This window comes from Streptosporangium sp. NPDC000239, assembly GCF_040300765.1.
Lineage (GTDB): Bacteria > Actinomycetota > Actinomycetes > Streptosporangiales > Streptosporangiaceae > Streptosporangium.
Window position 1 is genome coordinate 1,078,336 of sequence record NZ_JBEPEI010000001.1, and the last position, 24,891, is coordinate 1,103,226.

At 70.8% G+C, this 24,891-nt stretch carries 18 protein-coding genes and 1 riboswitch; of the genes, 6 read left to right on the forward strand and 12 right to left on the reverse strand.

The features are described from left to right. Positions 1-26 precede the first annotated feature (26 nt). The 6 genes from ABT340_RS04970 to ABT340_RS04995 all read right to left on the reverse strand — a co-directional run bounded on the left by ABT340_RS04970 (position 27) and on the right by ABT340_RS04995 (position 7,181). Positions 27-1,460 (reverse strand): GH1 family beta-glucosidase, encoded by a 1,434-nt coding sequence (locus ABT340_RS04970; protein WP_352009326.1) that lies wholly within the window; start codon positions 1,458-1,460, stop codon positions 27-29. Then, the gene (locus ABT340_RS04975) at positions 1,457-2,290 is read right to left on the reverse strand and encodes a carbohydrate ABC transporter permease (RefSeq protein ID WP_352009327.1); all 834 of its coding nucleotides are present in this window, start codon (positions 2,288-2,290) and stop codon (positions 1,457-1,459) included. Before ABT340_RS04975 ends, ABT340_RS04970 begins: the two co-directional genes overlap by 4 nt. Next, the gene (locus ABT340_RS04980; RefSeq protein WP_352009328.1) at positions 2,287-3,255 is read right to left on the reverse strand and encodes a carbohydrate ABC transporter permease; all 969 of its coding nucleotides are present in this window, start codon (positions 3,253-3,255) and stop codon (positions 2,287-2,289) included. The genes ABT340_RS04975 and ABT340_RS04980 overlap by 4 nt, the downstream gene beginning before the upstream one ends. 86 nt (positions 3,256-3,341) lie before the next feature. Continuing rightward, entirely contained in the window at positions 3,342-4,676 is a 1,335-nt protein-coding gene (locus tag ABT340_RS04985) for an ABC transporter substrate-binding protein (RefSeq protein ID WP_352009329.1), read from the reverse strand. A 396-nt stretch (positions 4,677-5,072) separates the two neighbouring features. Next, a complete protein-coding gene (locus ABT340_RS04990; RefSeq protein WP_352009330.1) occupies positions 5,073-5,771 on the reverse strand; it encodes a CHAP domain-containing protein in 699 nt (232 codons plus the stop codon). A 15-nt stretch (positions 5,772-5,786) separates the two neighbouring features. Beyond that, positions 5,787-5,924, reverse strand: a riboswitch (cyclic di-AMP (ydaO/yuaA leader). Between the two features lie 384 nt (positions 5,925-6,308). Beyond that, positions 6,309-7,181 (reverse strand): oxidoreductase, encoded by an 873-nt coding sequence (locus ABT340_RS04995; RefSeq protein ID WP_352009331.1) that lies wholly within the window; start codon positions 7,179-7,181, stop codon positions 6,309-6,311. A gap of 144 nt (positions 7,182-7,325) precedes the next feature. Between ABT340_RS04995 and ABT340_RS05000 the strand changes: the two genes are divergently transcribed. Together ABT340_RS05000 and ABT340_RS05005 are read left to right on the forward strand one after the other, a co-directional pair. Further along, positions 7,326-8,363, forward strand: a complete 1,038-nt coding sequence (locus ABT340_RS05000; protein WP_352009332.1) for a hypothetical protein — start codon at positions 7,326-7,328, stop codon at positions 8,361-8,363. A gap of 11 nt (positions 8,364-8,374) precedes the next feature. Continuing rightward, entirely contained in the window at positions 8,375-9,556 is a 1,182-nt protein-coding gene (locus ABT340_RS05005) for a DUF6716 putative glycosyltransferase (protein ID WP_352009333.1), read from the forward strand. Positions 9,557-10,049: 493 nt separating this feature from the next. Here ABT340_RS05005 and ABT340_RS05010 read toward each other — a convergent pair whose 3' ends face one another. From ABT340_RS05010 to ABT340_RS05025, 4 genes are all read right to left on the reverse strand, one after another. Continuing rightward, on the reverse strand, positions 10,050-11,339 hold the full coding sequence (locus ABT340_RS05010; protein ID WP_352009334.1) for a polysialyltransferase family glycosyltransferase: 1,290 nt from the start codon (positions 11,337-11,339) through the stop codon (positions 10,050-10,052). Next, positions 11,336-12,265: a glycosyltransferase family 2 protein gene (locus tag ABT340_RS05015; protein ID WP_352009335.1), complete on the reverse strand. Its 930-nt coding sequence runs from the start codon at positions 12,263-12,265 to the stop codon at positions 11,336-11,338. Before ABT340_RS05015 ends, ABT340_RS05010 begins: the two co-directional genes overlap by 4 nt. 236 nt (positions 12,266-12,501) lie before the next feature. Then, on the reverse strand, positions 12,502-14,559 hold the full coding sequence (locus tag ABT340_RS05020) for an N-acetylneuraminate synthase family protein (RefSeq protein WP_352009336.1): 2,058 nt from the start codon (positions 14,557-14,559) through the stop codon (positions 12,502-12,504). A 187-nt stretch (positions 14,560-14,746) separates the two neighbouring features. Continuing rightward, on the reverse strand, positions 14,747-15,727 hold the full coding sequence (locus ABT340_RS05025; RefSeq protein WP_352009337.1) for an alpha/beta hydrolase: 981 nt from the start codon (positions 15,725-15,727) through the stop codon (positions 14,747-14,749). A 138-nt stretch (positions 15,728-15,865) separates the two neighbouring features. Between ABT340_RS05025 and ABT340_RS05030 the strand changes: the two genes are divergently transcribed. Then, positions 15,866-16,456, forward strand: coding sequence for a putative glycolipid-binding domain-containing protein (locus tag ABT340_RS05030; RefSeq protein WP_352009338.1), 591 nt, complete (start codon positions 15,866-15,868; stop codon positions 16,454-16,456). Between the two features lie 6 nt (positions 16,457-16,462). Here ABT340_RS05030 and pulA read toward each other — a convergent pair whose 3' ends face one another. Continuing rightward, complete coding sequence (pulA, locus tag ABT340_RS05035; RefSeq protein ID WP_352009339.1) at positions 16,463-19,129, reverse strand: pullulanase-type alpha-1,6-glucosidase; 2,667 nt, start codon at positions 19,127-19,129, stop codon at positions 16,463-16,465. A 361-nt stretch (positions 19,130-19,490) separates the two neighbouring features. Here pulA and ABT340_RS05040 point away from each other — a divergent pair, with 361 nt between their 5' ends. The 3 genes from ABT340_RS05040 to ABT340_RS05050 all read left to right on the forward strand — a co-directional run bounded on the left by ABT340_RS05040 (position 19,491) and on the right by ABT340_RS05050 (position 23,304). Beyond that, entirely contained in the window at positions 19,491-21,116 is a 1,626-nt protein-coding gene (locus ABT340_RS05040) for a glycoside hydrolase family 13 protein (protein WP_352009340.1), read from the forward strand. 147 nt (positions 21,117-21,263) lie between these two features. Then, the gene (locus ABT340_RS05045) at positions 21,264-22,538 is read left to right on the forward strand and encodes a right-handed parallel beta-helix repeat-containing protein (RefSeq protein ID WP_352009341.1); all 1,275 of its coding nucleotides are present in this window, start codon (positions 21,264-21,266) and stop codon (positions 22,536-22,538) included. Positions 22,539-22,641: 103 nt separating this feature from the next. After that, positions 22,642-23,304, forward strand: coding sequence for an ACT domain-containing protein (locus ABT340_RS05050; RefSeq protein WP_352009342.1), 663 nt, complete (start codon positions 22,642-22,644; stop codon positions 23,302-23,304). A 67-nt stretch (positions 23,305-23,371) separates the two neighbouring features. Here the strand turns inward: ABT340_RS05050 and ABT340_RS05055 are convergent, their stop codons facing one another. After that, a complete protein-coding gene (locus ABT340_RS05055; protein ID WP_352009343.1) occupies positions 23,372-24,649 on the reverse strand; it encodes an ABC transporter ATP-binding protein in 1,278 nt (425 codons plus the stop codon). Positions 24,650-24,891 lie beyond the last annotated feature (242 nt).

Genomic DNA, 24,891 nt, shown 5'->3' on the forward strand with positions numbered 1-24,891 from the left:
CGCCCCCATGAAAGATTCTCCGGACTTCATTGTGCAGGACCGGTCAGGCCTCCACGCCTGATTGTCTCGGCATACCAAAGGGCGCTCTCCTTGGGAACTCTGCGCTGCGTCGGGTAGTCGACGCGCACCAGCCCGAAGCGCTTGCCGTACCCCCAGGCCCACTCGAAGTTGTCCAGCAGCGACCAGGCGAAGTAGCCGACGAGCGGCGCCCCCTGCCCGATCGCGGAGTGGCAGGCGCGCAGATGGGCCTCGATGTAGTCCCTGCGCTCCGGGTCCCGCACGAAGCCGCCGGCGTCGGCGACGTCGTCGAAGGCCGCGCCGTTCTCGGAGACCACCAGGGGGATCCGGGGGTAGTCCCCGGCGACCCGCAGCAGGACCTCCCGTAGCCCGTCGTGGTCGATCTCCCAGCCCATGCCGGTCACCGGACGCCCGCTCCCGGCGAACGAGACGTGCTCGCTGCCCACCCAGGGAGAGCCGGTGTCCGTCGGCGCCGCCGCGGCCGAGACCGCGCCCCCCGGGGCCCCGGAGACGGTGAACCGGCTGTAGTAGTTGATCAGCAGCATGTCCATCGGGGCGGAGATGACCCCCATGTCCCCCGTCTCGGCGAGTCCCTCAGCGAGCCCCTCGGCGGCCTCCCCGAGGTCCGCCAGGACGTCCGCCGGATACTCCCCCCTGAGCAGCGCGTCCAGGAAGAGACGGTTCTGCAGGCCGTCGATGCGGCGGGCGGCGTCCAGGTCGGCGGCCGAGCGTGTCAGCGGCGAGACGGCGTAGAGGTTCACGCAGCCGCCGATCCGGCTGCCGGCCCGCTGGGCGCGCATGGCCGCCATGGCCAGCCCGTGGCCGAGCAGCAGGTGGTGGGCGGCCAGGACCGCCCGCGCGGGTTCCCGCCGCCCTGGGGCGTGCTCCCCGGAGGCGTAGCCGAGGAAGGCCGCGCACCACGGCTCGTTGACCGTGCTCCAGTTGCGCACCCGGTCGCCGAGCGCGTCGTGTACGGCCGCCGCGTAGTCGGCGAACCGCAGGGCGGTGTCCCGCGCGGGCCAGCCTCCCGCGTCCTCAAGGGCCTGGGGCAGGTCCCAGTGGTAGAGCGTCACCCACGGGTCGATCCCCTGGCCGAGCAGTTCGTCGACCAGCCTGCGGTAGAAGTCGAGCCCCCGCTGGTTGACCGCCCCCGCGCCGTCCGGCTGAACGCGCGGCCAGGAGACGGAGAAGCGGTAGGCGCCCAGGCCGAGCCGGGCCATCAGCCGGACGTCGTCGCGGTAGCGGTGGTAGTGGTCGACGGCGACGTCGGCGTTCTCACCGTTCACCACCCGCCCCGGCAGGCGGGCGAAGGTGTCCCAGATGGACCTGCCGCGCCCGTCCTCGGAGACCGCGCCCTCGATCTGGTAGGCGGAGGTCGCCGCCCCCCAGGCGAAGCCCTCCGGGAACCTCAGTTGCTGATCCTGTGTCTGCTGCGTCGTCATGCCTTGACCGCACCTTCCATGAGACCGCCGACGATCTGACGGCCGAACACGACGAAAACAATGAAAAGAGGCAGGACCGAGACCGCCGTGCCGGTGAACAACATGACGTAGTCGGTGCCGTGGGCCTGGTTGAGCGCGGCGATCGAGGTCTGCACCACGGGGTTGTCCGGGTCCAGCACGATCAACGGCCACATGAACTCGTTCCAGGTCTGCATGAAGACAAGCAGCGCCAGTACGGCCATGCCCGGCCTGAGCGCGGGCAGGATCACCCGGGCGTAGACGCCCGCCGTCGAGGCGCCGTCGACGCGGGCGGCCTCGACCAGTTCGTCCGGCACCGCCTGGGAGGCGTACTGGGTCATCATGAAGACCCCGAACCCGTTGACGAGGAAGGGCAGGATCACCGCCTTGAGCCGGCCGGTCCAGCCGAGGGTCACCATGAGCTCGTACAGCGGGACCACGCCCATCTGCTGGAGCGGGACCATCATCGTCACCAGGATCAGCCCGAGCAGCGCCCGCCCGCCCCGGAAACGCAGCTTGGCGAAGGCGAACCCGGCCAGCGTGGAGATGAACACGACCGAGACGGTCACGGTGACCGAGACGACGGCCGAGTTGACCAGGCCGGTGAGGAAGTGGGCGTCCTCGACCGCGAGCAGCCGGGCGACGTTCTCCCCCAGGTGGCCGCCGGGCAGCAGCGGCGGGGGAACGTCGATCGCCTCCTCGTTGGTCCGGGTGGCCATGACGAACATGTAGTAGACGGGAAAGGCGGAGATCACGACGGCGAGGGCGAGCGTGGCCCTCGTCAGCGGTCCAGCGTCCCCTGGGCGGCTCATCCGGCGCCTCCGATGCGGCGGGTGAGCAGGTGGTTGACGAGCGTGCCGAGCAGGATCAGCACGAACAGCAGCCAGGCGGCGGCGGAGGCGTACCCGAGGTCGAAGTCACGGAAGGCCTCCTTGACGACGAACATCGCCACCGTCTGGTACTGGCCGGTCGCCCCGCCGCTCATCGTCGGGTTGCCGTCGAACATGACGGGCTCGGTGAACAGCGTCAGGCCGCCGATGGTCGAGACGAACACGGTGAAGACGATCGTCGGGCGCAGCATCGGGACGGTGATCCGCCAGAACTGCCGTCTGGCGCTCGCGCCGTCGAGGGAGGCCGCCTCGTACAGGTCTCCGGGGATGGTCTGCATGGCGGCCAGCAGGATGATCGCGTTGTAACCGGTCCAGCGCCAGTCGACCATCGTGGAGATCGCGATCCACGCGGACCACTTCTCGTTCTGCCAGCTGACCGCGTCGACTCCGAAGAGGCCGAGGAACCAGTTGACCATGCCGTAGTCGCGCCCGTAGAGCTGGGTGAAGACGACGGCGACCGCGACGACGGAGGTCACCAGCGGCAGCAGTACGCCCATGCGGAGGGCGAGCCTGCCCCGGATGCGCTTGTTGAGGGCGTTGGCCAGCAGCAGCGCCAGCACGAGCTGCGGGACCGTCGAGATGACGAACATCCCGAGCGTGTTGACCACCGCGTTCCAGAAGGCCTCGTCGGCGACCAGGGACAGGTAGTTGCCCGCCCCCACGAAGATCCTGTCCCCGGCGAGCTCCCAGTCGTGCAGCGAGACCCACAGGGTGTAGCCGAGCGGGAAGACCCCGAAGAGGACGAACAACACGAAGTACGGCGAGACAAAGAGATAGGGGGTGACCAACAGGTCGAACCTGGCGAACAGCGCGCCGTCCCGTCTCCGTACGGCGGGCGGGCGCTCACCGGGCCCGGCCTGGGCCGGGGCTGCGGCGTGCGGGGTCATCGATCGGCCTTTCGGGGGGCTTTCCTGGCTGGTTTCTCTGTGGGCCCCACCGGTCCCGGGGCGACGGGACCGGTGGGGGAAGCGGATCAGCCGGCCGCCTTGACCCCGGCGTCGAGGAACCTCTGCCAGGCCTGGTCGTAGGGGACCGAGCCCTGGTCCATGCCCTCAAGGATCTTCTCGACCGCGGTCTTCACCTGGGCGTGCTTCTCACCCAGGAAGACCGGCTGCAGGTTCTCGACCGACGCGCCGAAGATCCGGCCGGTCGGCGCGTCGTTGAAGAACGGGTTCCTCAGGTCGCCGACCGCCGGGTCCCGCTGGGCGGGCAGGGAACTGGGGAAGGCGGCGGCCTCCTGGAAGGCCATGATCTGGCCGTCCTTGCCGGTGAGGTAGTTCACCACCTCGGCGGCCTCCTTCGGGTGCTTGCTCTGCCTGGGCACGGCCAGGTAGGAGCCGCCCCAGTTGCCCGCGCCTCCCGGCACCGTCGCGACGTCCCACTTCCCCTTGCCCGGCTCGCCCGCGGCGCCGGAGACCACGCCGAGCATCCAGGCGGGGCAGCCCATCGTGGCGAAGCCGCCCTTCTTGATGGCGGCGTTCCAGGGCGGGGTGAAGGAAGCCAGCTTGGCGGTGAGCCCGGCCTCGCTGAAGCTCCTGACCGTGTCGAAGGCGGTCTTCACGGCGGGGTTGGTGTCGATGACGAGCTTGTTGGACGTGTCGATGTAGGTGATGTCGCCGTTCCTCTGCGCCTCCTGGGCGAGGATCACGTTGTAGAGGGTGTTCGGGCCGTCCAGGAAGCGCGGCGCGTCCTTTCCGGGATTGGCGGCCTGGAACCTCCTGCCGACGTCCATGAAGGACTTCCAGTCGGGCCAGAGCCTGCCGACCTCCTCGCGGTCCGTGGGCAGGCCCGCCTTCTCGAACAGGTCGGTGCGGTAACACATGGTCATGCCGCCGATGTCGGTGCCGAGAGCGAACAGCTTGCCCTCGGCGTTGACGCCGTTGTCCCACTTGGCAGGGGGGAAGTCGGCCTTGCGGTCTCCGAGGCCGTACTGCCCGAGGTCGGTGAAGAACTGCGGGCGGGCCTTCATCAGGCCCATCGCGCCCTCGTCCAGGGCGACCACGTCGGCCGCGCCGCTGCCCGCCTGCAACCGCTGGAGCAACTGGGGCAGGTAGACGTCCTCGAAGCGGTCGGTCAGGTTCTGGTATCTGATCTGGATGCCGGGGTGGGCGGCGTTCCAGGCCTGGGCGGCCTTGTCGTAGCCGAAGTTCTCGCCGCCGCCGAAGGTGTGCACGGTGACGACGACCGGTTCGGCCGCCGTGGACGCGGGCCCGTCCGTCCCGCCGGAACCGCACGAGGTCAAGGCCAGCGCCGCGGCCGTGACCGTCGTGACCGCGGCGAGCCTGCCGCGCCGCCTGTGGTTCAACATTCCGGACCCCTCTCAGGTCGTTCGCCCGAATCGGTGGGAGGTGTCGTCACGGGCCGGTCCCCGACAGACGCGGCTCTGCGACGAGGCGGTTCCTCAACGTGTTGGGAGCGCTCCCACGAAGCGTGGCCGACGGGTGGGCCGACGTCAATACGACGAGACGCAACCGTTACCCTCCTCCGTTTCCATTGCGACTTATGGGCTCAAACGACCGCAAAATGGATGTGCTTCTTTTTGGGAGCGCTCCCATATCGACGGAGGGACGGGACGCCGAAAGGGCCGTGGCTCGGGGAGCCACGGCCCTTTCCGGATTCGGGGGATCACCGCCGCGGCGGGCGGGGAGTCCGCCGCGGATGGGGGTCTCGTACGGCGGGGGCCGTACGGAGGGAGGGGATGGGGTCAGCCGCTGTAGACCGGGTAGCCGTAGCCGACGACCTGGGAGGTCGGACGGATGCGCTGCTCGACCTTGCCGTTGCCGGTGTTGCCCTCGATCGTGGTGATCGTGCCGTTGCCGTTGTCCTGCTTCACGAAGCCGACGTGGTCGATCCCGTCGAGGTCCTTGCCGCCCTTCCAGTCGAAGTAGACGACGGCGCCGGGCTTGGGAGTGGTGCCCCAGTGGCCGTTTTCCCTGAACCACTTGGCGTGGGTGACGGTGTAGGCGTCCCAGCCCATGGTGGGGCGGATGCCGGCCTGCTCGCCGACCCAGGAGACGAACATCGCGCACCAGGGGGCGTTGGCGTAGTCCTGGATGCGGCCGCCGTCACGGGCGGTGGTCTCCTTGGCGCGCTCACTGGACATGTACCAGGAGTGGAACTTGGTGCCGCCGCCCTGGGCGTTCTCACTGACGCCGATCTGCTGGGAGGCGATGTTCAGAACCTGCTGGGCGGTCACCTTGGGCAGGCGCTCGGCCGTGGTCTGGAGGCTGGTCTTGGCGGTGTCCGCGCTCGCGTTCCGGACGGTGGCGGACGTCTGCTCGGGGGTGTCCGCCAGGGCGGGTCCACCGGCGACGACTCCGCCGCTGAGGGCGATGGCGGTGCCGAGGATGACACGGGCCAGGTAGTGCGTCTTGGGGGTGGAGGTAAGGCGGTGCTTGGCCATGGGGTACTGCTCCTTGCGTCGCTTCCATGCCGCCTACCGGGTTAGCTGACGGGTTCGGACTGGAAAGTGTCCTACAGCGCGTATGCGCTGATTCACCCCAAAGGACCTGGGTCCCCGGTTCCGCGAGACTCGCGGATTCGGCGGCCGTGTCCATCAGGCGGATGTCCACCTGGTGGAGCACGGTCGGGCAATGTCGTGGCAATGCGCTGACCTGCGAAGGTCTGGGCGTTCGCCGCGAATTCGTTGAACGTACGTGAACCGGACAGACGATTACAAGTCCGACACATTGCCTTGGCTTGGGAATGGGCCCCGTTCGAGGGGGAAGACTGGGGCCTCGTCCACCCGGGACGATCTCCCTTTCGGTGACGCGATCCCCGGTGGGAGAGGGGATCGCGACACGACGGGCACGGTAAAGGGCAAGGGCAAGGACTTCGCGTGCCAGGTGAACGTAGATCTTTTGGCCGACCCCTCCTCCACCGGGTCAAGAGGGGGTCTCTTTACCCGTCCCGGCGGGGTCGCCCCCGGCCCCAGGGCCGGTCAGGGGCGTGACGTGAGCGCGGCGAACCGTACGCCCGTGAGCTCCTCGGAGACGATCCACAGCCGCCGCGCCAGGTCTTCGTCGAGAGCCCTGGGCGAAGGCGTCAGCGCCCTGGGGCCCGGGCCGACGTACGTGCCGCCGGTCACGCCGGGGTGGGTCGCGGCGTACAGGGAGGGGAGGGCCCCTTTCTCCGGAGCCTTGAGCGCCAGCCGCATGAAGGCGGTGACCGGCCGGGTGAACACGCCCGGCCGCATGATCGAGGTGGCCGTCGGCCCGGGATGGACGGCCAGGCTGAGCAGTTTGCCTCCGGCCAGGCGCTGTAGTTCGAGGGCGAACAGCAGGTTGGCCAGCTTGGACCTGCAGTAGGCGCCGAAGCGGCGGTAGCCGTTCTCCAGCCCCAGGTCGTCGAAGTCGATCCGCCCCATCGCGTGCGCGCCACTGGAGACCGTGACGACCCTGGCCCCCTGTCCGGCCAGTAGCCGGGGCAGTAGCGACCCGGTCAGGGCGAAGTGCCCGAGATGGTTGACGCCGAACTGGGCCTCGAAGCCGTCGGCCGTCGTCCGCCGTGGAATCATGGCGACGCCCGCGTTGTTGACGAGGAGGTCGATCGGCCGGTCAAGGTCGTCCGTGAACGCCCGCACCGAGGCGAGATCGGCCAGGTCAAGGCCTCTGAGCTCGACCCGTCCCTCCGGGGCCGCCGCTCTGACCCTCTCCAGCGCCACCCGCCCCCTGGCCCGGTCGCGCGCGGTCATGATCACCTCGGCGCCTCGCCGGGCGAGGTGCAGGGCGGTCGCCAGCCCTATCCCGCTGCTGGCACCCGTGACCAGTGCCGTACTGCCGGACAGGTCGGGAATGTCATCAGCGGTCCACATGATCGGCGTCTCCGGGGCCAGCTGTACGAAACGGTTTCGTACACTACGGTAGATCGTCACGAGTACGACCCGCAAGAGGGCATATTCGTGTGTTCACCCGTAGTTCCCGGCGCCGTAAGACGTCCGGGTTACGGTGAGGCGGTCGTGAACGGGTCATCGCCCGGCGTGGAGGACGGTCGAGACCACGCGCGGGAGCAGGGTTCGGCCGTTGCCTGGGTGGAGTCCCCGCTGCAGATGCTCTGCGCCGTGGAGGCCCACCACGCGGGGCTGCTCGGCGCCCACGCACGAGTGGTGCCCAGGGCCGGGCTGCGCCCGCTGGCCGTCACCCGCCGTGAGATCGCCAAACTCGGCCCACCGGCCGGGCTCGAACTCGACGAGCCCTCGCCCGAGATGCCCAGGCCCCGCAGGGGGACGAGCTGGGCGGTCGGCGACGCCTTCTCCGGCAAGGTCCAGGCGGCCTGGCTCACCGCCCTGCCCGGCCGGATGGTGATCGTCGACGACGGGCTCGCCACGATCAGGCTCCTGGAACTGCTCACCGGGCGGTTCTGGACGCCCCTGCTCCGGGCCAGAGCCACCCCGGGACCGCTCAGGAAGGTGCTCGGCTCGGCCGCGGGCATGCGGCTGCGGGCGGCCGCCCGGGCAGGCCGCCTGTCGATCTTCACGGCGCTGCCCGTCCCCGACGACCTGGCGCGGGCCGTACGCGCACGGGGGGCCGAACTGGTCACCCACGACTTCGCCTGGCTCAGGTCCCAGCCCATGCGCAGACCGGGGCCGAGGGAACGCACCGTCGTCCTGGGCACCTCCCTGGTCCGCAACGGCCTCATCCACCGCGACCACTACTTCGGCTGGCTGGCCGGACTCGGCTCGACCGGGCCCGTCGCCTACTTCCCGCACCGCAGAGAGGACCCCGGCGACCTCGCCAGGGTCGGCAGGCAGCCCGGGATCACCGTCTACGACGGCGGCGCCCCCGCGGAGATGACGCTGCGCGGACTGGAGGCCGAGCAGCGGGTCCTGAGCCTGCCCTCGACCGCGGTCACCTCCCTGCGCGTCCTGCTGTCGGCCCGCGGCGTCGTCGTGGAGACCGTGGACGTCCCCGACGAGTGGTGGACCGCCCAGGCGGCGCCCTCCCTCAGAACGCACCTATCGATGTTCGCCCATCACGACACTGGAGTCACAGGTTGAAGGTCCTGGCCGTGGCCGACTCGGATTCCTACCTGAAGTGGGCCGCCTACCTGCTTGAGGGCCTGCCCTCGGGCTGTACGGCGGAGCTGACGGTGGTCCGTACCCCCATCACGCCCTCACCGGCCCAGATCCACGCGGCCGTGGCCGGCGCGGCCGGTGACCCGCCGGTGCTGTCCGCCAGAGCCCTGCGCAGGGCCGCCGAGCGGTTCAGGCCCGACGTGGTGCTGGTCGCCTGCACAGGGCCCGTGGTGGACGTGCTGGTCAGCGAGGTCCTCTCCGGTCTCACGCCCCGGCCCGTCTTCGTCTCCGGCCTGCCGGGCATCTCCATCCCGGCGACCGAGAAGGCATGGATCTTCCGCAGCGGATGCGACCTGTTCGTCCTGCACAGCGGGCGGGAGGTCGAGGAGTTCTCCACCATCGGCAAGGAACTCGGCGGCGGAGGACAGATCGGCCTCACCCGGCTGCCGTTCCTGCGCGACAGCGGGCAGGTCCCCGCGGCGGGGCCCCGCGACCGCGTCGTGTTCGCCACCCAGGCCAAGGTGCCCAAGCGCAGGGAGGACAGGGAACGGATCCTGCTCGCGCTGGCCGACCTGGCCGGACGGCGCCCCGACCTGGACGTGGTCGTCAAACTGCGCGCCCTGGACAACGAACGCCAGACGCACAACGAACGCCACAACTACCAGCGTCTGTGGCAGGCCCTGGAGACCGAGGGGCGGGTCCGCCCCGGCGCGGTGCGGTTCGCCGCCGGAGCCATGCACGAGCACCTGGCGCACGCCGCCGGGTTCGTCACCGTCAGCTCGACCGCCGCACTGGAGGCCATCGCCCAGGACGTGCCGCTGCTGGTGCTGTCCGACTTCGGCGTCAGCGCCGAGATGATCAACCTGGTCTTCGAGGGAAGCGGTCTGCTCGGCACCATGGACGACCTGGCTCAGGGCCGTTTCCACACCCCGGACGAGGCCTGGTGCAGGGCGAACTACTTCCACCCCAACGGGGAGAGCGACTGGGTGTCGCAGATGGTCGCCCTCGTCGGCCAGTCCCGCTCGGGACGCCTCGTCCCCGCGACCTCCCTGCTGGACGGCCCGCAGTACGCCGCAGCCCGCAGGCGCGCTCGCCTGCGCGTGGAGGTGCCGCCCAACGTCCTCCGAGTCGGCTACCGCGCCAAACGCCGCATGCGCCGCTACCTGAAACTGTGACTTTTGCGCCGCCTGGCGGCGTCGCGGGTTGTGTCTCTTTGCGCAGCCTTCGGCGTCGCGGGCTTGGGCGCTTCGGGTCGGTGCTTTCCCTCGTCACTCCGTCGCTTCGCTCCTTCGTTCCTCAGTCCAAGCACCGACGCGCCCAAGCCCTGTCTCTTTGCGCCGCCTGGCGGCGTCGCGAGGCTTGGTCGCCCCGAGTCGGCGCTTTCCCTCGTCACTCCGTCGCTTCGCTCCTTCGCTCCTCAGTCCAAGCACCGACGCGCCCAAGCCGTGTCTCTTTGCTCCGCCTGGCGGCGTCGCGGGCTTGGGCGCTTCAGGTCGGTGCTTTCCCTCGTCTCTTCGTCGCTTCGCTCCTGCGTTCCTCAGTCCAAGCACCGACGCGCCCAAGCCGAAACTCCTCACGCTTGGCGCCGGTAAGGCACAAGACCAAAACCCTCACGCTTGGGGCGGGGAGCCCCCCTCGTGAGGGTGCAAGAAGCGGGGTGCCGGCGGGTCAGGAGAGGGCCTTGGAGAGGCGGCGGCGGATTTTGCCCAGGGGGCCCGGCTCCGGGGCGGGTGTGGTGGGGAGCAGGTCCAGGGCCGTCAGGCGCTGACGCTTGAAGTAGCGGGCGGGGCCGTTGTCCTCCAGATACGCGACGGCCCGTTCACGCAGTCCGGGGTGGACGGTGCTCTGCATGCAGTAGCCGACGGCACCCACCAGCGCGGGAAGATCGACCGGGGGCGGCTCCTCCAGCGACCCGTCGGGGGACAGGCGGGGGAGCAGGGCGTCGGTGATCGTGACCGGGACGCGGTTGCTGTTCTCGTACGGCGCCAGCCGTTCGAGCACCAGGTCGCCTCCGAGCGTCGCGACCGGCAGCCCGAACTGCCTGCTCGCGGTCACCAGGGCGGTGGAGAAGCAGCCGACGACCAGCTCGGGTTCAAGCGTGGCGAAACACGACTCGGCGGGGACGCTCTCCCCGACGACCGTCAGTTCAACCCCCAGCTCCGCGGCCGTCTCGCGGAGCCGCTGGGCGTGTCGCCGCCCGCCCGCCGGGTGCGGCTTGAACAGCACCGAGCGAAACCCCCTCGCGGCCAGACCGCGCAGCATGTCCGCGTGCAGCCCGGCCTCCTCGTCCTGGGTGACGATGTCGAGCGCCGACAGGTACTGGCCGAGGATCATCGCCTGACCGCGGGAAAGGCCCCGTGTGCCGTGCGTGAGCCGTTCCGCCTGGGCGAGGACGTCGAGGAAGGCCCGGTCGGGCAGGGCGACCGCGGGCACGCCGTACTCGGAGAGCAGCAGCGGCGACAGGCCGGGAACGAGGTCCAGGTGGAGCAGGCGGGTGATCCGCCCCGAGATCTCCTGCGGCAGGGGGTCACGGGTCGGGCCGTAGCTCATCAGGCCGTCGGAGTAGACCGTGATCGGGCAGTCCTTGACCAGGCCGGCGATCGTCCTGGCGGGCGGCACCGCGATGGACTCCAGGATCAGTTCCCGGGGCCCCTCCTCAAGGGAGAGGTGGGAACGCAGGAGACGGCCCAGCATCGGGACCTCGATGATGCGGGCCTTCCAGTCGGAGGGGTGCAGCGGCGCCACGATGTCGTTCCACGACCACACCTCGTCGAACCGGGGACGCAGCGCGGCGAAGCCGGGGGCCTGGTCGAGGGAGGGGGTGATCTCCGGGATGGCCGCGTTGTTCGAGACCAGCAGGATCCTGCGGCCCGGGTGCGGGCCGAAGAGCCCCTCGTCGATCGCCGCCCCGAGCGTCATCGCGCCGAACAGCGTCGAGGCGTAGAACAGCTGTGTCATCGGGTCTCCAGCAGTGTCTGCAGGATCTGGTCGCGCTCCGGCTCCAGCCGGCCCGCGGCGAGCAGGTCGGAGGGCAACCGCCTGAGGGCGTCGGCGCCGCGCTTTTCGAAGCGGGCGCGCAGGTCGGGGGAGAAGCGGTCGGCCAGCTCCAGATGGTGGGCGAGGAGGGCGCAGAAGGTCCGCACCGCCTTCGGGGCGAACTCCTCCTCCAGGTCGGAGAGGACCAGGTCGAAGGCGTCGAAGAAGTGCAGCTGCCTGGCGTCGCCCACCTGGGTCAGCGAGCCGGCGACCATCCTGCGGTAGAACAGGCCCGCGAGCGAGACCACCGCGAACGAGCCCGCCTGCCGGTGCAGGCGCCAGATCCACGGCCGGTCCTCGGCGGTGTGCAGGTGCCCGGGGAAGGTCAGCAGCTCACCCAGGTCGCGACGGTAGATCCCGGCCCACGCGTAGGGGTAGTCGACCATCGTCTTCACCCCGGTGGGCAGGATGTGGTCGCGGGGCTTCAGCACCGTCTCCCGTACGGCGAGCGGCGCCCGGTGGATCACCCGTTTGCGCCCCTCGGCCTGGACGTGGTCCACCCGGACGAAGTCACATCCGAGCCGTTCGATCGCCCCGGTCAGTTCGGCGAGGTAGCCGGGCGCCAGCCAGTCGTCGCCGTCCATGAAGGTCAGGTAGCGCCCGGAGGCCAGCGAGGTCCCGAGGTTGCGGGCGTCGGCGAGCCCGACCGGCCTGTCGTTGTGCACTACGACCAGGCCGGGCAGCTCGTCGCGGAAGTCCTCGATGATCTGCCCGGTGGCGTCCGTCGATCCGTCGTCGACCACGATGAACTCGAAGTCCCTGCGCGCGTTCCTGACCAGGGAGGTCAACGCGTCGGAGATGTAGAGCTCGGCGTCCTTGACCGGGACGACGACGGACAACGTGATCAAGTTTTCCCTTTTCTGTTTTCTCTGGTGATTCGACCCCCACGCGGGGACTTCCCAAGCCCTACACGTGAGGTTTTTGATCTTGTGCTTTACCGGCCCCAAGCGTGAGGAGTTTCGGCTTGGGCGCGTCGGTGCTTGGACTGAGGAACGCAGGAGCGCAGCGACGGAGTGACGAGGGAAAGCACCGACTCGGGGCGCCCAAGCCCGCGACGCCGCCAGGCGGAGCAAAGGAACACAGTTCAGACCCGCACCCTCCGCAGCCGGGCCTTCGGGGCCTCCTCGCCGGGGAAGACGCGCTTGACGCCGTCGCCGAGGGCGGTCTCGATGATGCGGATGTCACGGACCAGGTGCTCCAGGCCCGAGGGTTCGAGCGAGGCGGCGTGGTCGGAGCCCCACATGGTGCGGTCCAGCGTGATGTGCCGCTCGACGGTCACCGCGCCCAGCGTCACCGCGGCCAGGGAGATCTGCAGGCCGCGCTCGTGGCCGGAGTAGCCGACGGGCACGCCGTAGCGCTCCTGGAGGGTGACGATCGTGCGGAGGTTGGCCTCCTCGGGCGGCAGGGGGTAGGTGGAGGTCGCGTGCATCAGCACCAGCTTGGAGGTGCCGAGGATCTCCACCGCCCTGTCGATCTCCTCAAGGGTGGACATGCCGGTCGAGAGGATGATCGGCTTGCCGGTCGCGGCCAGGGCCTGCAGCAGCTCCACGTCGGTGACGCTGGCCGAGGCGACCTTGTGCGTGACGACGTCCATGGCCTCGAGGAACTCGACCGAGGGCACGTCCCACGGCGAGGCGAACCAGTGCAGGCCGCGCTCCTGGCAGTACCTGGCGATCTCGGTGTACTCGTCGAGACCGAACTCGGTCCTGACCTTGTACTCCATGTAGGTCATCTCGCCCCACGGCGTCTGCCGGATCTGGTCGCGCTGCTCAAGCGGCACGCAGATCTCCGGGGTGCGCTTCTGGAACTTGACCGCCTGGCAGCCCGCCTCGGCGGCCACGTCGATGAGCCTGCGCGCGATGTCGATGTCGCCGTTGTGGTTGATGCCGATCTCGCCGATCACGTAGACCGGCTGGCCCGAGCCGACCAGCGCGTCGCCGATCTGGACCGGCTTGGCGACCGGGGAGAGCCGCAGCTCGGTCCTGGGGGCGGGGGTCACGGCCGTCTCCGTCGCGGGGCGCGCGGCCAGGACGCGGTCGCACAGTTCCCGTACGGCTCCGGCCCCGCCGGGCCTGGTCAGCACGGTCCTGGCCGCGGCGCGGACCTTGGGGTGGGCGTCGGGGACCGCGACGGGCCAGCCGACGTCGCCCATCGGGCCGAGGTCGTTGACGTCGTTGCCGACGTAGGCGACGCGGGAGGGGTCGATGCCCTCGATGGCCAGCCAGTCGCGCAGCACGGTCCGCTTGTCGGTCAGCCCCTGCAGGACGGGCACGCCGAGCTTGCGGGCACGGGCGGTGACCACCGGGTTCTGCTCGGTCGACATGATCATCAGCTTGACGCCCGCCCTGCGCAGCAGGGAGATGCCCATGCCGTCGGAGCGGCTGACCGCGACCGTCTCGTGGCCGTCCTGGTCCACGTAGGCGCGGTCGTCGGTGTGCACGCCGTCGAAGTCGGTGATCACCGCGTCCACGTCGATGGGCTCGGGCAGGTCGACGAACGGCGCGAGGGCCCTGACGATCTCCAGGTCCTCGGGAGAGTCGATCTCCAGGGCGTGCCTGGCGGGGACGGGCTGCACGGAGACGGCGCCGAAGAAGCGGTGACCGTGCTCGCGCAGGCCCTCGGTGCGCATCACGTAGAAGGCGCCGGTCTCGCGGTAGTCGGGCTCGCGGTCCTGGCGGCGCGGCCGGTGCGCGGGGTCGTGGTTGATGCCCGCGCCCGCCGAGCTCCACAGGAACTCGTGCGTCTCCAGCCCGGAGAACACCACGTCCGCGGTGCCGTCGAGGACCTTGACGATCGCGCCGTCCAGGTCGGCCGGGTCGATGAACGCGCTGGTGCACTGCACCAGGACGACCACGTCCGGCACGTCGGACAGGTGGTCGAGGACGTGCAGGACGGCCGACTCGCTTGAGGCGGTCGCGCCGCTCAGCTCCTCGGGGCGTTCGATCACGGTCGCCCCCGCCTCACGGGCCGCCTCGGCGATCCCCCTGTGGTCGGTGCTGACCACCACCTCGTCGATCAGTTCGGCCCGCAGGCAGGCCTTGACCGCGCGGGCGACCAGGGGAGTGCCGCCGACCGCGGCCAGGTTCTTCAGCGGGACGCCCGCTGATCCTCCACGGGCGGGGACAACGGCCAGGACTCGCAAGGTTGCTCCTCGTGACATGCGGCAAATGCCCCTGAGCTGGGGCGTTTTAGGAACGCTAGTCACGGGGGTGACCGGACAGGGGTGACTGAGCTGAACGCCCAGAGTCGGTCGTCTTAACTTTCCGGAGAGCCGGGGGCTCCAACACGGAGGGCAGTGTGGGGCATACCGGATGTGTCGCCGTGCGCGGTCAGGCGCTCGCGCCGATGGAGTCCATGAGCATGGGCAGCGCCCGTTCCAGGCTCTGCCGCCAGTACGGCCAGCTGTGGGTTCCGGGGCCGTAGAAGTCGGTCACGACCCGCGCGCCGTTCGCCTGGGCCCGGTTGACGAAGGTCTGCGCCTGACGCAGCAGAGTGGCCTCCCCGCGGTCGGGGGCGGTGCCCAGCGGGTCGAGAGACCCGGGTGTGCCGTCTCCGCAGGAGACGAAGAGCCGCACCCCGCGCAGCCCGGCGGTCAGGTCGGCCGGGTTGTGCGCGGCCCAGGCGGGGTCGCGGTGGCCGCCCCACAGGTCGGCGGAGTCCTCGCCGTACTCGTTGAGCAGCCAGTCGACGCCGTTGTTGCCGTCGAGGGTGTTCAGCACACCGGAGAAGGAGGCCGCCGCCCGGAACATCCCCGGGTGACGGGCCGCGTAGGACATCGCGCCGAGCCCGCCCATGGACAGCCCCGCCACCGCCCTGCGGTCCCCGGCGCCGTAGTCGCGCTCCAGGACGCGGCGGACCTCGGTGAGGTGGAAGGTCTCCCAGGCGGGGCCCTCCCGCCAGTCCGAGTAGAAGCCCACCTGGCCCCCCTCGGGGATGACCACGATCACCGGATAGGCCGAGGTGAGCCTGGCCGCCTCCCCCTGGGTCGTCCACGCGTCGTACTCGGACTGGCAGCACCCGTTGAGCAGGTACAGCACCGGCCACGGCCCCGATCCGGGGCGCCACCCGCCGGGCAGCAGCACCCGGACCATGCCCTCGCGTCCCAGCGCGGCCGAGCGGATCGTGAGCTCGTGGTCGCGCTCGCTCAGCCGGTTGACGTGGACGCTTCCCGGCCCGGAGCCGAGCGGGGACATCTCCGGGCCACGCGGTGTCCCGCCGGAGGAGAAGGGGGTCAGCAGCGCCAGGAGCACGGCCGCCACGGCCGCTCCGGCGAGCAGGAGGACTCCGAGGCGTGCGGCTGTGCGGTTCACGGGACCAATCCTGGCGAAACTTCGCGATCACCGGAAGTGCCGGGCGGCGGCGCGCCGTGACGTAATGGTTCGTCATGGCCTGCCGGGGTACGGCCGTTCCGCAGGGGTCGGGGACATCCGGGGGAGAGGGGACGGCGGATGCGCGGGCTGGTGTGGATGAAGGACGGGGGCGCCGAGTACGCCGAGGTGGACCTCGGGGCGGAGCTGACGGCGGTCGGGGTGGCGATCGGCACCGACCCCGTGCCCTACCGCCTTGAGTACACCCTGCGCACCTTGACCGGATACGTCACCGAACTGCTGTCGGTGCGGGTCCACGGAGCGGGCTGGCACCGGGCGCTCGACCTGCGCCGCTCCGTGCACGGAGCCTGGTCCTGCGAGACCAAGGAGGAGGGGAACCTGGGCGGGCCGTCCCCGGGCGGCGACGTGAACGCCCTGGGCGACGCGCTCGACTGCGACCTCGCGCTGTCTCCGCTGACCAACACCATGCCGATCCTGCGCCACGGCCTCGACGCCAACGACGGGCGGATCGACCTCGTCACCGCCTGGGTCGGGGTGCCCCACCTGCACGTGACCCGTCACCCGCAGCGCTACGTCCACCTGGCACAGGGCCGGGTGCGCTTCGAGGGAGAGGGCTTCGGCGCCGACCTCACCCTCGACGGGGACGGCGTCGTCGCCGACTACCCGGGGCTGGCCAGGCTGATGAGCGGGGACGCCTCCCCGGCCTGGTGACCCCTCTCAGGGCGCGGGCCGTACGAAGACGGCGACCGTGCGGGCGGGGACGCTCAGCGTGCCGGTCGCGGGGTCGAAGCCGGACCTCCGGACGACGGGGTCGCCGCCGCCTGCCTGGACGGGGTGCAGTTCCACCCGGGCGCCCGCCAGCGCCGCGACGGCCTGCGTCACGGTCCCCGGTGTCGCGTTGAAGACGACCGTCAGCGACGTCCGGTGCGGGTCGAGGCCGTCGGAGTCCAGATGCATGGTCACCACGCCGGGGATCTCCCGCGGCCCGGCGGCGGGGAAGGACAGGCGCGCCTGCACCTCGTCGAGGGAGCCGAGCGCGAAGGCGGGGGACGAGGCGCGGATCCTCAGCAACTCGCCGTACCTCGCCCTGGCCGAGCGGATCGCCGCGCGGCCCGGCCTGAGGGCGGGGTCGGCCAGCAGTGGCCTGGCGTACTCCCACCTGGCCTCGTTGCCCGCCCTCGGGGGGAGGCCCGCGCCGAACCCGTTGCCCAGCGCGGGGTCCCACAGCAGCCGGTTGAACCAGTCGCCCGAGTCGTAGGAGTTGCGGTCGAAGGACTTCGAGCGGAGCCGTTCGCTGCCCGCGTGCACGAACGCGAGGCCCTGCCCGAGCAGTACGGTGGCCAGCGAGAGCGTCTGCATCCGCACCCGGTCGGCCATCGTCGTCGACCTGGGCAGCTTGTAGGCCAGCGCGTCGAACAGCGTCTCGTTGTCGTGGGCGTCCACATAGGTGACGACCTCGCCGGGTGAGGCGGTGTACCCGGCGGGGGAGCCGTTGTAGCCGATCTCCGAGGCCCGCGTCCACCTGCCGTCCGAGGCGGTGAAGGCGTAGTCGCGCAGGTTGCCCGCGAGCCCCGCCTTGATCAGGTCCTGGTAGTACAGCAGCCGCCCCCGCCGCTGCTCGGGCGTGCCGTTCACGGGTGAGTCGTCGGGCGGTCCCGCCAGGCCGGAACCGAAGCCCCGCACCCTCGGGTCGGCGTCGAAGGGGCCGCCGCCGCGCACCGCGTCCCGCAGCCGGTCGCTGAAGGTGGCGATCCCGGTACCCGCCATGGCGGTCTGGGTCGCCTGCTCGAAACGGGCGCCGCCCGCGACCTCGCCGAAGTCCCAGCCCTCGCCGTACAGCAGGACCGAGGCGCCGTCCACGCCGTCGGCGCCGGGGGTGAGCCGGTCGAGGGCCTCGCGAACCGCCAGGAGGTTCGCCTTCGGGTGATGGCCCATCAGGTCGAACCTGAAGCCGTCCACCTTGTACTCGCGGGCCCAGGTGACGACGGAGTCGACGACGAGTCTGCCCATCATGAGGTGCTCGGGGGCGGTGTTCGCGCAGCAGGTCGAGGTGGCGACCGTGCCGTCGTCGAGCAGCCGGTGGTAGTAGCCGGGCACGAGCCGGTCGAGCACGGCCGAGGGGTGCTGACCGCAGGCGTAGGCGTGGTTGTAGACCACGTCCATGACCACCCGCAGCCCCATCCGGTTCAGTTCGGCGACCATCCGCCGCAACTCCACGATCCGTGCCGTCCCGTCGGGGTCGGAGGCGTAGGAACCCTCGGGCACCGTGTGGTGCAGCGGGTCGTAGCCCCAGTTGTAGGAGTCCCGCGCCGCGGTCAGGGCCACATGTTCCTGCTGCAGCTCGGAGTCCGGCGGCATCGAGGCCAGGTCGCCGTCCGGCTCGGTCCGCTCGGACCGGCGGTCCGGGACGGTGGCGAAGTCGAAGACCGGCAGCAGGTGCACGTGGGTCAGGCCGTCCCGGGCCAGGGAGCGCAGCTCCGCCGTCCCCGCCGAGTCCCGGGCGAAGGCGGCGTAGGTGCCCCGCTCCTCCTCGGGGACCGACGGGTCGCCGGCGGAGAAGTCGCGCACGTGCAGTTCGTGGATCACCGGCCGGTGCCGGGTGACGGGGGGCTTGCGCAGTTCGGCCCAGCCCTCCGGGGCCAGGGCGGGGTCGGCGAGGTCGGCGAACTGGCTGCGCGTGGAGCCGGCCGACAGCGACAGGCCGTAGGGGTCGGTGACCTCGTTGACGACGACCTTTCCCGCGGCCGGGGCGTAAACCGTGACCAGGAAGGTGTAGTAGCGCCCCCTCCACGACGGGTCGCCGGTGACCGACCAGACGCCCGTCCCGTCGTCGCGCCGCATCGGACGCACGGTACGGCCCGCCCCGGAGGGGGTGTCGTACAGCGCCAGCCGTACCCTCCCGGCGGTCGGGGCCCAGACCGAGACCCTGGGGACGCCGTCCTCCCAGACCGGGCCCAGCTCGGCGTCGGCCGCCGCCCGGTAGAGGTCGTCGAGCACCCCGGCGATCTGCACCCCGGTCGCGGCCAGCGGCGCCCCCGCCGGGTCCCGCCGCACGGCGACCACCTGGCCGCGCAGTGCCGAGGGGACCAGGCCCGCGTCACGCGGATCGACCGTGAAGGCCGTCCGCCCGGCCAGGTGAGGCCGTACGGCCAGCTGCGCGGCGGTGAGCGAGCCGGGGGACAGGCGGATGACCCCGAGGGCGCCGGTCAGGTCCCCGCCCGTGCGGGCGATGCCGCCCTCGCCGGACAGGAGCAGGCTGTGGCCGAACCCGGCCGGGTCCCCGTCCAGGTCCCAGACGACCGTCCCGCCGTCGATCCAGTGCGCCCACGCCCGGCCGGGATCGATGTCACCCCCTGCGCCGTCGTGCTCCGTTGCCTGGCTCACGTTCGCGGTCTCCTCGCCTCACGGGCACGCTTTCCTGACCTCCTCGTTCCCCGCGAGGCGACCGTGACGCAAGCGGTTACGGGGGTTTCATCGGAAGTCCTCGGTGCCTCCGGAGTGAGAAACATGCAGCTAGACGGATATATGGTGACTTTTCTGGTGGGCGCTCCGGGCCCTGTCTTGACATCTTCCTGTAACAAGTTTGCAGAAAGTTGCGGCAAATTCTTTCGCTTCGGCTTACCGCCGCGTAACGTCCGGCGTATCCTGCCCGGCCCGGTGGTCCGTCCCCGGCCGCGGCGGGGACCGCCATACCGTGGGCCCGCCGGGCGTCACGGTCTGACAGTCGTCTGATCGGGGGACCCCCATGACCGAACTCGCCCAATCCCACCGCCCCGGCGGAGCAGACGGGACGGCCACCCGCTGGTGGCGCGACGCGGTGATCTACCAGGTCTACGTGCGCAGCTTCGCCGACGGCAACGGGGACGGGATCGGTGACCTGCTCGGGGTGCGCGGGCGCCTGCCGTACCTCGCGGACCTGGGTGTCGACGCCCTCTGGCTGACCCCGTTCTACACCTCGCCGATGGCCGACTTCGGCTACGACGTGGCGGACTACCGGGACGTCGATCCGATCTTCGGGACGCTGGCCGACGCCGCCGCGCTCGTCGAGGAGGCGCATCGGTACGGGCTGAGGGTGATCGTGGACGTCGTGCCCAACCACACCTCCGACCGGCACGCCTGGTTCCGGGAGGCGCTTGAGGCGGGACCGGGCAGCCCGGAGCGGGAGCGCTACGTCTTCCGCGAGGGCAGAGGCGAGAACGGGGAGCTGCCGCCGAACGACTGGGAGTCGATCTTCGGGGGGCGCGCCTGGACCCGGCTGCCGGACGGCGAGTGGTACCTCCACCTGTTCGCCCCCGAGCAGCCCGACCTGAACTGGGAGAATCCCGAGGTCCACGCCGAGTTCGAGTCGGTCCTGCGCTTCTGGCTCGACCTGGGCGTCGACGGCTTCCGGGTGGACGTGGCGCACGGCATGGTCAAGGCGCCGGGGCTGCCCGACGTCGGCCATCCCGACCAGATCCGGATGATCGGCACCGACGTGGTGCCGTTCTTCGACCAGGACGGCGTCCACGACATCCACCGGGCCTGGCGCAGGCTCCTGGACTCCTACCCCGGCGAGCGGATCGGCGTCGCCGAGGCGTGGGCGCCCTCCCCGGGACGGCTGGCCCGTTACGTCCGCCCCGACGAGCTGCACCAGGCCTTCAACTTCCACTTCCTGGGCACCCCGTGGGAGGCGGCGGCCTTCCGCGCGGTGATCCAGGAGTCTCTGGACACCGCCGGGTCGGTTGGCGCCCCGACCACCTGGGTGCTGTCCAACCACGACGTCAAACGGCACGTCACCCGCTACGGCGGCGGCGGGACGGGCCTGCGCAGGGCCCGCGCCGCGGCGCTGCTGACGCTCGGCCTGCCCGGATCGGCCTACGTCTACCAGGGGGAGGAGCTCGGCCTGCCCGAGGTCCTCGACCTGCCGGAGGAGTTCCTGCACGACCCGCAGCGGCTGCGCGACCCGGAGGCGGGCAGGGACGGCTGCCGGGTGCCCCTGCCGTGGAACGAGGCCGAGCCGCACCTCGGCTTCGGCCTGCCGGGCGGCGAGGACCCCTGGCTGCCGATACCCGCTTCGTGGGGGCCGCTCAGCGTCGAGTCGCAGCTGGCCGACCCCTCCTCCACGCTCAACCTGTACCGGCGGGCCCTGGAGGTCAGGCGCGCCCGGGGCTCCTTCGGTGAGGACGCTCTGGCGTGGCTGCCCTCCCCGGAGGGGACGCTGGCCTTCGCCCGTGGCGAGGGGTTCGCCTGCACGGTCAACCTGACCGGTGAGCCGGTCGAACTGCCCGCGCCGGGACGTGTCCTGCTGGCCAGCGAGGAGCCGGTAATCGAGGGCGGCCTGGCGCGGCTCGCCCCCGACTCCGCTGTCTGGTGGGAGCGCGAAGGCGCGTGAGAGCGCCGTTCGCCGGGCAATGCCCACCTCAACGCCGGTGAAAGAGTTGTAACGGTTCGCTGGGTGCCTGCCGCCCCCGATGGTCCGGCGGGGGCTCCCTGTGCCAGGATCTCCGCTGACCGTCACTCAGCGATGGGACGTGCCTACATGGAGTCGATCATTCCGCGGTGGACCGTTCCCGCTCTCGCGGTGTTCACCGTGAGCGGTCTCCTCGTCGCGGTCCCCGGCCCCGCCCAGGCGCGGGCGGGCGGCGTCTACTACGTCGACTCCGAGAAGGGCGACGACGCGGCCGCGGGCACCTCGCCGGAGAAGGCGTGGCGTTCCCTGGGCAGGGTCAACGACGCCAGGTTGCGCCCCGGCGACGTGGTGCGGCTCAGTCGCGGCGGAGTGTGGCAGGGACCGCTGCGGCTTCGCGCGAAGGGCACCGCGGCGCGGCCCGTCGTGGTCGAGCCGTACGGCACGGGCTCGGCGCCGAAGGTCGGCGGCGAGGGCACGGAGAGCTGCGTGGTGCTCGGCGGCTCCCACCTGCGGGTGACCGGGGTGCGCGCGAGCGGCTGCCAGTGGGCGGGCTTCGAGGTGACCGGAGACGACAACGAGCTCGACGGCGTCCTGGCCGACCGCAACGCCAGCGGCGTCAACCTCGTCGGAGCGCGCAACGTCCTGAGGAACAGCGTGCTGACCCGCAACGACCGCATGAGCGTCAACGACAACGGCGGTGACAACGACTCCGGCGCCTTCGGTGTGCTGCTCAACGGCGACGACAACCTGGTCTCCGACAACGTCATCACCGGCAGCTACGCCGCCAGCCAGGACTACGGCACCGACGGCGCCGCGGTCGAGGTGTTCAACGGCGACCGCAACCGGGTGGTCAGGAACATCGCCCGCGACAACGAGACCTTCGCGGAGCTGGGCGCGCGCAAGGGCAGGACCGCGACCGGGAACGTGTTCGCCTTCAACGTGGTGACCTCCTCACGCAAACGCGGCTCCTTCCTGATCACCCGGGGCGCCGGTCATGTGGTCGGGCCGGTGCTCGGCACGGTGGCGGTGCAGAACTCGGTGTACCTCCCCGCCCGCGACACCATCGGCTGGTCGTGTCACGACGGCTGCTCCCCGGCCATCCTCAAACTGCGCAACAACGTCATCGTGGTCGGCGGCCAGATGGGCTACGAGGACGGTGCGGGGGCCGACGAGGGCGGCAGCGTCTACCGGGGCAGGTCCCGCGGGTTCAAGCTCGGCTCGCGGTCCGTCGTCGCCGATCCGCGCTTCAGGGGTGGGAACGACCTGCGCCTGAAGCCGGGCTCCCCGGCCCTCGGCCGGGGCCTCAAACTCAACCCTGCCTGGTACGGCGGCGCCTCCCAGGCCCGTGACCTGGCGGGGAAGGCCCCTTCGGTGGTTCCCGACGCGGGCGCCTACCAGCACTAAGCTTTCCGAATTTTTCGGATTTAAGGTCTTATCTTGGACATCTCCCCGGAACATCCGTGAAACCTGTCTAGGACACCCTGTGTTCGGAGAGGGGGGATCGACGATGATGTTGCGACTGCGGGTGTCCTTTCCCGACAGGCCGGGGGCCCTGGGCCAGGTGGCCCGGGTGCTCGGCACGCTGGGCGCCGACATCCTCCAGGTGACGGTGCTGGAACGTGAGGCGGGGCGGGTCGTCGACGACTTCACCGTCTCCTGGCCGGGACCGTTCGGCCCGGAGGGTGTCAGGGACCGGCTCTCCGCCGTGCCGGGCATCCGTGTCGAGGCCGTCTGGCGGACCAGGGAGATCCCCGGGACGTCCCCCGACTACGACCTGCTCAGGCACGTCGTCGCGGAGCCGGGGCGGGCCTTCGCCACCCTGGTCGACGCCATCCCGGACCTGGTGAGCGCCGAGTGGGCGGTCGTCGTCTCCTCCGAGAGCGGCGAACTCGTCCACCGAAGCTGGCAGGCGCCGGAGTCCCTCGACGAACGGGGAGGCCTGTCCGGGATCGGATCGGCCGACCTCACCGCCCTGCGCCCCTGCGCGCTCACCGGGGGACGTCACCGCTTCATGAGCGTGCCCGTCCCCGGCGCGGGACTCCATCTGGTCCTCGCACGTACGGAGGGACCTCCGTTCCACCGCGCCGAGCTGGACCGCGCGGTCCGTGTCGTGGAGATCGTCTCCATCATCGGCCGCAGCACCGCGCCGCAGACCCCTCAGGGCGTCTGAGGCCGTTCATCCGGGCCTTGCCGTGATCCGGGGCCCCCGGGTCCGCCCAGGGCGCGTCCGGTCCCGCTCAGCGACGGGGCGGGTCGATGCGCGAGCCGTCCACGGTGAAGAGCATCAACCGGCTGGCGTCCACGCCGACCCTGGCGGGCTCCCCCGCCCGCCAGACGGGACGAGCGCCGAGCCGGACGATGAGGTCGGCCCTGCGATGGGTCCCGCTCGCCTGCTCGTTTCCGTACTCGGTCTCGGCCTGTGCGGACCGGCCGGGCAGCAGCCTGCGGATGGCCGCCATCGCACGGCCACCGGAGGCGGCCATCGCGTGGGCGTTGTGGCGCGGGTCGGGCGGCTCGGGGACGGCGACGGACTGGATGCCGCTCTCGACGTAGGCGAGCCACTCGTGGCCGTGGTACTCAAGCGCCCTGACCCGGCCGAAGAAGACCGGGCCCTCGAACGTCTCCGGCACCGGGGCGAGGCAGTCGGGACGCAGGCCGACGATGATCTGACGGCCGACGTGCTGGGAGATCACGTACGCCCTGGGATCGGTCCAAGGAATGGTGATCTGGTGTGGCCCGAAGTCCAGCATGATGAACTGGTTCTGCGGGGTCTTGACCACGGCCGACAGCAGGTTGAGCTGCTGGGAGCTGAGGAAGGCCGCGGTGAAGGCGGTCGCCGGGTCGTTGTAGACCTGTCCCGGGGTGCCCAGGTCCTGGAGCACGCCGCGGTTCATGATGGCGATGCGGTCGGCCAGGGTCAGGGCCTCGACCTGGTCGTGGGTGACGTAGATGGTGGTCACGCCGAGGGAACGGACCAGCGAGGAGATCTCCATGCGCATCTCGGTGCGCATGCCCGCGTCGAGGTTGGACAGCGGCTCGTCCATCAGGAACAGCGAGGGCTGGCGGACGATCGCCCTGCCCATCGCGACACGCTGGCGCTGGCCACCGGAGAGCGTTCCAGGACGGCGGTCGAGGGTCTCGTCGATGTGCAGCGCCTTCGACAGCTCGGTCACCCGCTCGCGCACCAGGGCGGGGTCGGCCTTGGCGATCTCCAGGGGGAAGGCCATGTTGCCCCGCACGGTGCGGTGCGGGTAGAGCGCGCCGTTCTGGAAGACCATGGCGACGTCACGCTCACGCGGCGGCAGGTCGTTGGCGAGGGTGCCGCCGAGCCACAGGTCGCCCGAGGTGACCTCCTCAAGCCCGGCGATCATCCGTAGCAGCGTGGACTTACCGCATCCCGAGGGCCCCAGCAGGACAAGGAACTCCCCGTTCTCGGCGCGCAGGTTGATGCGGTCAACCGCGAGGTACCCGCCGGGGTAGACCTTGGTCACATTGTCGAGGACGACGGTACTCATGCGCGCTCGTTCCTCCCGGACTCCGCTGCCCGGATCCAGCCGTGTGATTGATGAGGTAGTACATCGCGACATTCACCTGTGTGTCCATAGATGTGGTTAGAAATCGCTTGCCTTCGGGCCACTTCCGGAGCCCGGCTCCGGGTGGCCGATGTCGCGACGACAAGGGTTCAGGTGCTGATCGTGATGACGGTCGCTGAATGTTACAGTTTGCGAAAAGTTGTGCGAACCCTTTCACGGGGGCC

Bases quoted from the DNA above. Each gene is read 5' to 3' on its own strand.
- ABT340_RS04970 (WP_352009326.1), bottom strand. From the start codon at position 1,460: ATGACGACGCAGCAGACACAGGATCAGCAACTGAGGTTCCCGGAGGGC.
- ABT340_RS04975 (WP_352009327.1), bottom strand. From the start codon at position 2,290: ATGAGCCGCCCAGGGGACGCTGGACCGCTGACGAGGGCCACGCTCGCC.
- ABT340_RS04980 (WP_352009328.1), bottom strand. From the start codon at position 3,255: ATGACCCCGCACGCCGCAGCCCCGGCCCAGGCCGGGCCCGGTGAGCGC.
- ABT340_RS04985 (WP_352009329.1), bottom strand. From the start codon at position 4,676: ATGTTGAACCACAGGCGGCGCGGCAGGCTCGCCGCGGTCACGACGGTC.
- ABT340_RS04990 (WP_352009330.1), bottom strand. From the start codon at position 5,771: ATGGCCAAGCACCGCCTTACCTCCACCCCCAAGACGCACTACCTGGCC.
- ABT340_RS04995 (WP_352009331.1), bottom strand. From the start codon at position 7,181: ATGTGGACCGCTGATGACATTCCCGACCTGTCCGGCAGTACGGCACTG.
- ABT340_RS05010 (WP_352009334.1), bottom strand. From the start codon at position 11,339: ATGACACAGCTGTTCTACGCCTCGACGCTGTTCGGCGCGATGACGCTC.
- ABT340_RS05030 (WP_352009338.1), top strand. From the start codon at position 15,866: ATGCGCGGGCTGGTGTGGATGAAGGACGGGGGCGCCGAGTACGCCGAG.
- ABT340_RS05040 (WP_352009340.1), top strand. From the start codon at position 19,491: ATGACCGAACTCGCCCAATCCCACCGCCCCGGCGGAGCAGACGGGACG.
- ABT340_RS05045 (WP_352009341.1), top strand. From the start codon at position 21,264: ATGGAGTCGATCATTCCGCGGTGGACCGTTCCCGCTCTCGCGGTGTTC.
- ABT340_RS05050 (WP_352009342.1), top strand. From the start codon at position 22,642: ATGATGTTGCGACTGCGGGTGTCCTTTCCCGACAGGCCGGGGGCCCTG.
- ABT340_RS05055 (WP_352009343.1), bottom strand. From the start codon at position 24,649: ATGAGTACCGTCGTCCTCGACAATGTGACCAAGGTCTACCCCGGCGGG.